4 protein-coding genes are annotated in these 12,418 nt (G+C 38.3%); all 4 read left to right on the plus strand.

Annotated elements, in window-relative coordinates:
- Positions 1-421 precede the first annotated feature (421 nt).
- The 4 genes from JKG64_RS00180 (at position 422) to JKG64_RS00195 (ending at position 12,396) form a co-directional block, all read left to right on the plus strand.
- On the plus strand, positions 422-3,487 hold the full coding sequence (locus JKG64_RS00180) for a SusC/RagA family TonB-linked outer membrane protein (RefSeq protein ID WP_210352337.1): 3,066 nt from the start codon (positions 422-424) through the stop codon (positions 3,485-3,487).
- A gap of 41 nt (positions 3,488-3,528) precedes the next feature.
- Positions 3,529-5,181: a RagB/SusD family nutrient uptake outer membrane protein gene (locus tag JKG64_RS00185; RefSeq protein WP_210352338.1), complete on the plus strand. Its 1,653-nt coding sequence runs from the start codon at positions 3,529-3,531 to the stop codon at positions 5,179-5,181.
- A 187-nt stretch (positions 5,182-5,368) separates the two neighbouring features.
- A complete protein-coding gene (locus tag JKG64_RS00190; protein ID WP_210352339.1) occupies positions 5,369-8,791 on the plus strand; it encodes a family 43 glycosylhydrolase in 3,423 nt (1,140 codons plus the stop codon).
- A 593-nt stretch (positions 8,792-9,384) separates the two neighbouring features.
- Positions 9,385-12,396: a SusC/RagA family TonB-linked outer membrane protein gene (locus tag JKG64_RS00195; RefSeq protein WP_210352340.1), complete on the plus strand. Its 3,012-nt coding sequence runs from the start codon at positions 9,385-9,387 to the stop codon at positions 12,394-12,396.
- The last annotated feature ends 22 nt before the right edge of the window (positions 12,397-12,418 follow it).

Raw genomic sequence — 12,418 nt, forward strand, 5'->3', positions numbered from 1 at the left:
TTTTTTACCGACTTTTAAGAAAGGAATCCGCTGATAATCTCTCCGAATGGGGTTATCAGCGATCCTATCGATAGGGCTTATCTCAAATCTGTTCCTCATTAAATATGCAATCCTATTCGAAATTCCCTCTAATGTATTAAATATACCGCTAGGTAAATCATAAGGCAAAAGACAAGATACCTAAAGGATTATCTACACTAAATTTTGATTGTAAGCAATATCAATCGACAAAAAATGACTTAATAACATGTGAAGAAATATCTTTTTTTGATATTAAAATGTGAGTGCTTTTTGTTAAAATACGGTTCTGATTACCCAGCCAAATATCTTAGGTTTGTGTAATGAGGATGTTATTAAATCGAATTTTTCGCTGACTAATAGCATGTAATGAACCTAAAAGATTGTAAACATAGTATATCAAATGATGAAATTTTTGATTGGATGCTGTCTAGTGCTATTTAGTACATTAGGACATGCGCAACAGAGCAAAGCATTGCGTGGAGAAGTTTTAAGTAGTACCGGAGAACCTATTGCTGGAGCCTCTGTTAAATTAAAGCATTCTGGAAGTAGTACTTCTACCAATAATAAAGGAGAGTTTACATTGTCGTATAGTGCTCCAGAGGTCTTAGTGGTTTCCAGTGTCAACTATAAAGCAAAAGAAATCTCTATAAATTTACAGACCGACATTCAAATTAGACTAGAAGAAGCTTCTAATATTGTAGATGAAGTCGTAGTCGTTGGTTATGGCACGCAAAAGAAAGTTACCTTAACAGGTTCTGTAACACAGATCGGGGCGGATGAAATTACACAAAGTAAATCACCCAATATTGCTAACTCCCTGGCTGGTAGAATGCCTGGTCTAGTTGTCAATAACAGAAGTGGAGAGCCGGGGTCTGATGGTTCTTCTATTCTAGTTCGTGGATCAGGTACCACAGGAAACAAGGCGCCCTTAATCGTCATTGATGGGGTTGCAAATAGAGGTGGTTTTGAACGCTTGAACTCCAATGATATAGAAAGTATTACTGTATTAAAGGATGCTTCTGCTGCGATTTATGGTGCACAAGCGGCAAATGGTGTGATACTTGTTACCACAAAAAGGGGACGTATAGGTAAGCCAACAATCGATTATGCCGGGTCATTTGGATTATCACAGCCTACTCGGGTCCCTCGTTTGGTAAATGCATATGAATATGCATTGTTTAGAAATGAAAAGGATATCAGACAGGGGCAAGGTAACGTAACCTATAGTCCTGAACAGATTGAAAAGTTTAGGGATGGATCGGATCCCATTAGCTATCCGAGTACAGATTGGTACAGTGAAGTGCTAAAGCCGTTGACCCCTCAAACTCAACATTCTCTCTCTGTCTCAGGTGGAGCTGATAACCTGAAATATTTTGTGTCTGGCGGTTACCTTTATCAAGATGCTTTTTTTAGAAAAAGTGCAACAAATTATAATCAATACAATTTAAGGTCTAACATTGACGCACAAATAACGGATAATTTTAAGTTAAGTGTGGATCTTGTCGGTCGTAAGGAAGATCGTAATTATTCACCAACGGCGGTCGATAGAACACCTTCAGAGGGAATCTTCTTATCTATGTTGGGGTCTTATCCTGGACTTGCGCCTTTTTATCCTAACGGACTTCCGATGGCTGGTATTGAAGGGCCAAATCCATTACAGCTGGCACAGGGATATAATGGATATACCAAAAGAGGGACGAGTAGTTTGCAGACTATGATAAATGCAGAGTTAAAGCTACCATATATCACAGAAGGACTCTCGCTACAAGGATTTGCAGCATTTGATTTTACGTTCAATAAAGAAAAAACTTTTACGAAGCCCTTTGATTTGTATCGATATAGTAGTGCTACAGATACCTATAATAATGTAAGAGGATTGTTGTTGGCTGATCCAAGCATCTACCAACACGCTGGTGATAATTCTTTAAAGACTTATCACATACGTTTGAACTATGCTAGACAGTTTGGTCTTCATGATATTGGTGCTTTTGCAGCAGCAGAGCAAAGTGAGTACTATAACGAACGTATTTCTGCAAATAGAGATGGTTTAGTAAGTAGTCAGATCGATCAGTTATTTGCCTTTTTCTATGACGTAACCCGTCAAGGAAACGGTAGTGTTGCGGATCAGAATTCGAGGCGTAATTTCTTCGGCCGGGTTAATTACGCCTATGCAGATAAGTATCTTGCAGAATTTGTATTTCGTCGTGATGGTTCGTTCAATTTTCCTCCGGGAAGACAATATGGTAATTTTCCAGGCTTATCTGTTGGATGGAGAATCGGAGAAGAACGCTTTATCAAGGATAATTTTTCGTTTGTAAATGAACTCAAACTAAGGGGCTCTATCAGTAGGTTGGGCAACGATCGGATTAACCAATACCAATTTTTGACACGCTATACCGTAGCGGCAGATCATAATCGTTATTATTTGGGGGATGGAGAAAATCCGGGTTATGCACCGGGGTTAATGCCAGGCGTAGCGCCCAATCCAAATGTCACATGGGAAGTCGAAGAAATGAAAAATGTCGCCCTGGAAGGATCTTTTTTTGGAGGTAAGTTAGACTTTAGCGCAGAATACTTTTGGGCAAAAAGAGATCACCTTCTTGCAAAGCGAAATGCATCAGTGCCTCATACAACCGGACTTATGTTGCCCGATGAAAATATAGGAAGAGTCGATAGAAAGGGAATCGAATTTACTTTAGGTACCAAGGGAAAAGTAAATAACTTTAATTATTTTGTTAATGGTAACATGACCCGTACATGGAGTAAGGTCGTCTTTATTGATGAGTCACCTAACGTTTTGGAATGGCAAAAAATACAAGGATACCAATTGGGGTCATGGTTGGTATACCGTACAGACGGTATATTTAGGACACAAGAAGAATTAGATAACACGGCAGTCAAACTTCCGGGAACGAAGGTGGGTGACATAAAATATAGAGATATAAATAATGACGGTGTAATCAATGCAAATGATCAAGAACGTATTTATGAATCTCCAACACCTTTGCTAGTTTATGGTTTGCGTATGGGGGGAAGTTACAAGAATTTTAGTTTTAGTATGTTGTGGCAAGGACAAGCTAAGGCTAAACAGATGATCTTGCCACAAGCGAATAATGGTGAATTTATTCCGCCGACGTGGTTGTATGAGGATCGCTGGACAGCGGATAATCCAAATGCAAAATATCCAGGCGCTTTCGATAGAACTTATGATATAAATAATAGAGCATCCGATTTTTGGCTTCAGGATATGTCATTCTTTAAGCTGAAGAATGTAGAAGTAGGTTATACTTTTTCTGGAGAAAAATTGTCGAAGGTAGGGGTTAGTAATTTGAGATTGTACTTAAATGGTTTTAATATGTTCAGTTTTGATAAAGTAAAGCATTACGATCCAGAAACGGAATCGTATACAGGAGCCTACTATCCTCAAACCAGAATATACACATTAGGCGTGAATTTAACCCTTTAATGGACTAGGACTAATAGTTGTACACCAAATAAGAAATTATCATGAACAAAATATTTTCAATATTGTTAATTACAGGATGTAGCTTTTTGCAGTTGTCCTGTGAAAAAGATTTTCTGGAGAAGAAGCCATTAGATTCTTATTCTGATGCCGATGTGTGGCAAGATTTAAATCTTGTAGAAGCATTTATAAATAGTCGTTATACACTGCTCCCTTTTCCTGAAGCACAAGGCGTACAAAAAGCATATTTTATGTCTGGGGCGAGTGATGAAGGTAATTCGAAACACTCCTATGGAAATGAACGTGCATTAGAGTTAGGACAAATGGGACCCGATAATCCCGTATACAATTTTTGGGAATTGAATTATCAGGAAATCAGAAATTTGAATATCTTTTTCAGCCGGATCAATGACGTACCTTCTGTAGGAGAAGTTGCGATAGCTCAAAAGAATAGATTAATAGGGGAAGCTCATTTTTTGAGAGCTTATGCTTACTTTGACTTGATAAGACATTATGGAGGAGTGCCTATTGTAGATAAAGTATATGATTTAAATGATGGCTCATTCGAAATTTCGCGAAATACTTTTGATGAAGGAATCGCGTTTATCCTTAAAGATATCGAAAAGGCTATAGAAATGCTTCCTACCAGTTATAAAGATAATACAAAGAGTATCGGAAGAGCAACTTCGACAGCGGCTTATGCTTTAAAGTCGCGCGCGCTTCTTTATGCCGCAAGTGCGCTTCATAATCCTTCTAACAATCGCGAAAAATGGACTGCATCGGCTTTAGCAAGTAAAGAAGCTATTGATTTTGCGGAGAGTAACGGATATGGACTTTATCAAAACTTAGACTATAAAAAGGTTTTTACCGATAAAAGAAACATAGAGGTTTTGTTTGATTATAACTTTAGTAATGTACCGGGAGGTGGAATGGATATTGTGTGTCAACCTAACAGTTATGGGGGATGGAGTGTATATACGCCATCACAGACTATGGTTGATGCATTTGAATTGAAGAATGGAAAATTGCCAACGGATCCAACTTCAGGTTATGATGCACAAAACCCTTACATCAATCGCGATCCAAGATTTTACGCAAATATATTGTATAATGGAGCAACTTTTAGAGGTACGACGGTTGAGACTTTTGACGGAGGAAAGGATTCGCAAAAAGGAGATCAAGGTTGGAATGCAACAGAAACGGGGTATAATTGGCGCAAGTATATGAGTGAAAGTATTCGATTTGGATCCGAAGGAAGTAATCAAAATTGGATTATTTTTAGATTGGCCGAGTTATATTTAAATTATGCAGAGGCATTGGCAGAACTTGATCAAGACGGTCTAGCTAGAGAGTATGTCAATAAAACAAGAAATCGTGAAAGTGTGAAGATGCCTGCGATTACCGAATCTGGATCTGCTTTGAAAAGTAGAATCAGAGGCGAAAGGCAGGTGGAGCTTTGTTTTGAAAGCCATCGACTGTATGATGTCCGTAGATGGAAAATTGCTATGCAGACTGAAAATAAGCCTTTGATGGGAGTAAATATCACGAAGAATGGAGACGGTAGCTTTACTTATCAGCCCAAACTTGTTAGAAATAGAACTTTTATTGAAGCATATTATTTGTTCCCGATTGCAAGAACTGAGGTGAATAGGAATAGTTTACTTTTGAAGGATGTTAATGATCCTTATTATAATTAAGTAGATAGGTGTTTTTAAGCAATGAGGGGTGTATTTACTTGTAAATACACCCCTCATTTTTTATCACTAAAATTCCGTTTTAGCGTTAAGTCTGTCAGTTAACGTTAATATTTGGTTGTTATTCGTTAAAATGTGTAGTGTGACTTTGAACGAGTAAAGGTATTTTGCAAATTGATATCAAGATTTTATGAGAAAGCATATTTTTATCGTTTTACTGAGCGGTTGTTTGTCTATTTTTAAGACAGAAGCACAGGTGCTTAAAGCGCATCAACATCCCAAACTATTAAATCCTATATTACCTGGTTATTTTGCTGACCCTACAATAAAAAAAATAGGTGATACCTATTATATTTATGCAACTACGGACGGCACTGGGTGGGGGGCAGGACCTTCTCAAGTCTGGACTTCAAAAGACTTTCTTAACTGGACAATACAACCTATGAATTGGCCTAATACACATTGGTACTGGGCTCCTGATATGACACAAGGGTATGACGGACGGTATTATCTGTATTACAGTCAACCTGTGGAAATATTTGGAGCAGTATCGGATACGCCTGTTGGTCCATGGGTCTCGATAGCCCCTGAAGGAAAATCAGTTATTCCTAACTATCTAATCCCAGGTGTGATTACATTGGATGCGCAATCGTTTACCGATGATGATGGACGAATTTATATGTTTTGGGGAACATGGGGGATCTATCCGGATCATGGTTGTGCAGTTGGCCTATTAAATAAGGATATGAAGAGTTTTGAGAAGATAGATCTTATCCCTAATACGGTGGCGAAAGAGTTTTTCGAAGCACCTATTATGTTTAAGAGGAATAACGTATATTATATGATGTATTCTTCTGGACATTGTGAAGATCATACTTATCGAGTGCAATATGTAAAGAGTACAACAGGACCAATGGGGCCATTCGAGTATCCTGATGAAAATCCAATTTTGGTGACTAATGAAGATGGTTCAATACATGGCCCTGGACATCATAGCATTTTGGAAGAGGACGGACGTTTTTTCATTGTCTACCATCGACATAATAATCCCCATTCGGGCGGAGGATTCCATAGACAGGTAGCTGTTGATGAATTGTTTTTTACCGCCGATGGTAATATCGAAAAGGTCAAACCTACACACAAAGGTATACAGGATCTGATTAAGGGTAAAGGGCCTGAAGACTTGGCCCTGGGCAAACCTGTAAAAGCTTCGTCTTATTACAATGAGGATTTTAGACCTTCTTTTGCAGTAGATCAGAATAATGGTACGCTTTGGCGTGCTGAAGAAAACCATCAGTCGGCATGGATGAGTGTGGATCTAGGTCAGGCTCAGGACGTGCAAACAGTATCTATCCAGTTTGAGTATCCAACATATGCTTATCAGTATACGGTAGAGACATCATTAGATGGACACAATTGGACTTTGTTTGTAGATCGGTCTGAAAATAATCGTTGGGGAAGCCCAATTCTCGAACATGGTCAAGTAAAGGCTCGTTATGTTCGCTTGAATATCTTGAATACACAGCTAAAAGGACTACCTCGTGGCGTATGGAACATGATGGTATATGGTACACGGATGAAACAGGAGACCATTTGGTCGGATCCGCAAACTATGCCTGAAATCACTAGAACTTTTGGAAATCTGTTGCATTTGGATGCCGGTGGATACCAAGAAGGACAGCGCCTTTCGATCATCGAAAATAAAGGAATATTAGGTGACAAAATCAAATCGGAGCAAACGGTTTTGGTCAAAAACTACCAAGGAAGAAAGGCCTTTTTCTTTAATGGAGCTACAGCATTTCGTTCTACATTTGCCGTCCCACAGTCGCTGGAAGGTAATAGCCCCTATACGGTGTCTATGTGGGTGAACAATCCGACTGTTGGCCGATTTGAAGATGTTTTGGCTTGGTCCAAAGGAGGGCAAGATCTTACAAAGGCGGTCTTTGGCGTAGGTAATGATCCGCAACGGGGAGCTGTTGTGCATGGATCTTGGCCAGATCTAGGGTTTAAGCAGGCGCCGTCAGCTGATCAATGGCATCATGTTGTTATTTCTTTTGATGGATATATAGAACGTCTATTTGTGGACAATGTACTGCAAAGAGAGGAAAATAGGATGTTGTTTGTTAGGACGGCTGATTCCTTTGTGATCGGTGCTTCAGACGCTTTTGATAACAATTTCTCAGGTTATCTGGCCGATCTACAGCTTTATAATAAAGGCTTGTCAAGCGAAGAAATTTCAGCATTGTATATGCAGCAAGCGTCGCAGTCATCTTTCTTTGCAATACAAACAGATGATTTGGATTTAGGCGCTGTACATGTACTGAAGAATCACGGTTCTGATACGGGAGAGACAATTCGGTTGGCGGATGCTACCGTCAAAATTTTTGGCAAGCGTACGGCATTGGAAATGGAGAAGATTGCCGACCCTAAGCTCCAAACGATATTAAAAAGCGAAGCTTATACATTGGATTTTGATTTATTTGATGGTAAGCAGTGGAATCATTATATCTTGATTCATAATAAGGATAATAATGTTTTGTATATCAATGGCCAACTGACTAAAGTTAGTAAGTTGAAAAATATTTTTGCTATAAAAGACAATTTGGTCGAGGTTAAATCAGCTATTCATTTCTTTAATGCTTACCGAGGAGCTTTATCTGCTACCGAAGCTTTAGGAAGATACCATATCTGGCAATCAATGTCGAAGGGCGTATTGGACGGATATAAACCTACGATATCCATTGCGCCACGGTACGTCAACGACACCGATGTATTCGTTCAATTAGCGGATAGTAAGGACGGATTGTCATATTTGTTTTCTTCTGGAACCTCGAGTTCTGGATGGATCGATAAATCCTACTATTTGTTTAGTGAAGGTCAAACTGACAAAGCTGTTCAAGTAATTGTTAAGGATGAGTTTGGTAACGTCAGCGAAACCCTATCTGTTGTCTTACCGACGCATAAGCCAATGGTTTTGCCCGGGGTGCAATCTGTGGATAGGTTTGCTTTGCCGACAGTCAAGATCCCATTTTGGGATGCTTTTGAGACTAGTCCGAACTTGGACAGTACGAAAACCAATATCGAACTAAGCGATGCTGTATGGACAATAGGATCTAAGCATACGAAGTGGGAGGACGCGGAGTTGTTGCCTCCATTTGTCTATAAAGAGCTCTCTGGAGATTTTACATTGCAGGTGAAAGTGGATGATGTGGTCGGTTTGTCTACACAGACACGTTCGTCAAGCGAGTCCGGTATTATGATTCAAGATCCAGCGATAACTGGTTCTTATATTAACAATACGATTTTGACTGGTTGGAATTTAGGTAATTTGGCGCGGAGTGTGGGGCATAGGCATCAAGAAGGCAACACGGGAAGTGGTCTCAATTTTGACCCCTATATCCAAGTACAGAAGGTGGGTGCGTATTTTTTTATTCGCTCGTCTGTAGATGGTAAGAAGTGGGAAGATTTACCAAATACACCCTTTAAGCGTGAAGACTTGATGAATAAAAAACTGAAAGTAGGTCTTTATCAGATTGCTACAAATAATCAAGAAGGTTATGGTAATTTTTCGGACGTAAAGTTTTTCCTAAACAACAGCCTTTTTTCTAAATAACACAATTTGAAATAAGCACATGCTTTTTAAAGAGGGCAGATAAAGTGAACTTTATCTGCCCTCTTTGCTTTCAAGGATTACTGATTCTATCCAGCCGTATTCTATTTTGGTTATAATTTAGTTGGCATTGGTTAATTTTTGATTGAATTTACCAATTTAAGTCAAGTAATTTTATTCTATCAATTTATAACTAATACTTAAACAGTGAATTATGAAGAACGAGGATCCTTTGTTTACCATCGTTTTATTTTCATTTGATAGACAACTTACAGGGGGGAGGTGTGATACTATGGAGAGGACTATGGAAAGAGCGACTTTATACTCATCATCTATGAAGTTGATTGCCCAATTGTATAATCAGGTGGCATCTACTCAGTTGTCCAGAAGAAAAATCTATTTTAATAGAAGTGGTTGATGTGATTAATTTACTTATTATTTAATATTTTAATCTATATAGGAAATTTACTGAAGATGTTGTATTTCTTGTTAAATTTTGAATTCCTTTCCCCACATTTTTTATTAACTAATTATTTGTTAAAATAACCCTGAAATTTATGAAATATTTTGTGATTTTTTCACTTCTAATATGGTGCATGAGTTCAAGTGCACAACAAAAAAGCCAGTTGTCTGGAGTAGTGCGAGATGGTAATCAGTTACCTATACATGGAGCGACCATGTTACTTGAGATGGAAAAAATGAAATTTTTAAGTTTGAAAGATGGTTCCTTTAATTTCCAGTATAACGCTGGCGATCGTTTGATAATATCGGCTGTTGGTTTTAGAAATGATACCATCCCGTTGATTGATCAAAGCCGTTTAGAGATTAATCTTGTAAATTCATCCGAAGATATAGATCAGGTAGTTGTCGTTGGCTATGGACAGCAGAAGAAAGTTAGCGTAACAGGAGCGATTGCTTCAATTGGAACAAAGGAACTACAACAAAGTCCAGTAGCGAATTTAAGTAATGCATTGGCAGGCCGTTTACCTGGATTAATTACCTTACAGAATAGCGGTGAGCCTGGCTACGATGGAGCCCAGCTTTGGATTCGTGGTATGGCAACTTTTACGGGTAGTACAAGTCCGTTGATCCTTGTTGATGGTGTTGAGAGATCCTTTTCTAGTCTTGATGCAAATGAAGTGGAAAGTATTTCTATTCTAAAGGATGCATCTTCTACAGCTGTATATGGAGTTAGAGGCGCTAATGGCGTTGTATTAGTGACGACTAGGAGAGGTGCTGCGCAAAAGCCAAATATTACTTTTACGGCACAGTCTGGAATCCAGACTCCGACAAGATTGCCACAGTATTTAGATTCGTATGACGCACTAACTTTGTTTAGGGAAGGGCTAATTAATGATGGACTAAATTATGCGCAATATACAGATGAATATCTTAATAAATTTCGTGATCGTACCAAACCTGCATATGAATACCTCTATCCTAATGTAAACTGGGTAGAGACAATGTTGAAAGATAACTCAAGTATGAACCAGGCAAATTTAAATGTAGGGGGTGGTACAGAACGTGCGCGGTATTTTGTCTCATTGTCATGGCTGAAGCAGAATGGGCTATATAAGTTTGAAGATCGTGTAAAAGACTATGACATCCAAGCCGCATCAAATCGTTATAACTTTAGATCTAATGTCGACTTGGATGTCACAAAAAATCTGAAAGTTGAATTAAATATTGGAACAATAATACGTGACAATAATTACCCGAATGTTAGCGCTGGAAGTATTTTTGGAATGCTACAATCGACTCCTCCATGGTTATATCCATTGACAAACCCTGATGGTTCGATACCGCACTTAGATTCTAAAGCGCACAGCCCTTATGGGCAGATGACGGCTCGAGGATATCAGCGCAATTTTTGGAATAATTTTCAATCTACAGCAGGATTTAATTTTAATATGCCATTTATTACTGAGGGATTAAGTGCTCGGGCAAGGGTATCTTTTGATGTAAGTGGATATCGAAATGTCGTACGTAATAAAAATGTATGGAATTATCAATGGACGATCGCAGATGAAAATGAAACAGATCTTTCAAAGGGAGTCTATCGACGTATTTTTGAAGGAACGAATACATTGTCTTATGATGTGTCAGCAAACCAGAGTAGAAGAACTCTGCTAGAAGCATCGTTAAATTACAACAGAAAATTTTCGGAGAAACATGAGGTAACTGGTATGTTGTTGTATACTCAACAGAGTTTTTTTGATCAAGTAGGCTCGGGAAATGCAATCGGTGGATTACCAATGAAATATAATGGCCTGGTAGGACGACTTACTTATGGTTTATTAGATCGCTATTTTTCAGAAGTAAATTTTGGCTATAATGGTTCGGAAAATTTTCCAGAAGGACAACGTTATGCATTATTCCCTTCCTTATCGTTAGCTTGGGTGATGTCAGAAGAGAGTTTTGCAAAAAACTATTTGTCTTCCTTTAATTTATTGAAAATTAGGGGGTCAGCTGGTTTGGTAGGAAACGATCAAATTGGTGGACGCCGCTTTTTGTATCAAAGCACTTGGGAGCAGGGGGCTGCTGGTTATCAATTTGGTAAAGATTACAATGGCGTATGGTATGGCGGAGCTACTGAGGGGCAGTATGGAAATCCTATTGTCACTTGGGAAAAGGCTTGGAAATATAATCTTGGACTAGACTTGGGAGTATTTGAAAACAAATTGACAATGACAGGAGATGTGTTTTATGAAAAGCGTAGTAATATCTTGGCTGCACCCGGAACAATGCCTTCAACAGTGGGATTGACTAGTTTACCTTTATTGAATTTAGGTGTAGTTGAAAACAAAGGCTTTGAACTAGAGTTGCAGTATAGAAGTCGTATCGGAGAGATGGGGTATTTTCTCAAAGGGAATTTTTCTTATGCAAAAAATAAGATTTTGGAGATGGATGAGGCTTCTTATATTGGACGAGAGTATAGAAGACAAACAGGAAGAAGCGTGAATGATCAATATGGATTAATAGCAGAAGGTTTGTTTCAATCTCAAGAAGATATTGATAAAAGTGCTGATCAAACTTCATATGGACGTATCATACCTGGTGATATTAAATATAAGGATATGAATGGTGATGGGGTTATTAATGAGTTGGATCGTGCGTATTTCGGAAAAGAGTCAATCCCTACAAAGATTTTGGGTTTTGCGATGGGAGTGAATTATAAAAATTTTGATATTAGTATTCTTCTTCAAGGTGGTTTTGGAGGAAATGTTTGGCTCACAGGTGATGTTGTATGGCCATTTTCTGGCGATGTTGGTGTATTAGCTGATGTAAAAGATAACTATTGGACTATAGATAATCCTAATGCTAAATATCCAAGACTTTCTTCTTCCAACAATGTTAATAACAATCAAATTTCTTCGTTTTGGGTAACTTCGAGAGATTATTTACGATTAAAAAATGCAGAAATAGGTTATTCAGTTCCTTCGTCTTGGCTCAATAAATATAATATTCGAAGCTTAAGGTTGTTTGCTACAGGGATCAATTTACTTACTTGGGATAAACTGAAAATATTTGATCCAGAAATTCCGAACGATTCTAGAAATTACCCACAGCAAAGGGTAATGAATTTTGGACTTAGTTTAGGTTTTTAATTTGTATTAATTATAAAGAATT

Source organism: Sphingobacterium tabacisoli, from assembly GCF_017908035.1.
Lineage (GTDB): Bacteria > Bacteroidota > Bacteroidia > Sphingobacteriales > Sphingobacteriaceae > Sphingobacterium > Sphingobacterium tabacisoli.

What these genes read in the sequence shown, in the direction of transcription:
- JKG64_RS00180 (WP_210352337.1), top strand. Translation starts at nt 422, where the DNA reads ATGATGAAATTTTTGATTGGATGCTGTCTAGTGCTATTTAGTACATTA.
- JKG64_RS00185 (WP_210352338.1), top strand. Translation starts at nt 3,529, where the DNA reads ATGAACAAAATATTTTCAATATTGTTAATTACAGGATGTAGCTTTTTG.
- JKG64_RS00190 (WP_210352339.1), top strand. Translation starts at nt 5,369, where the DNA reads ATGAGAAAGCATATTTTTATCGTTTTACTGAGCGGTTGTTTGTCTATT.
- JKG64_RS00195 (WP_210352340.1), top strand. Translation starts at nt 9,385, where the DNA reads ATGAGTTCAAGTGCACAACAAAAAAGCCAGTTGTCTGGAGTAGTGCGA.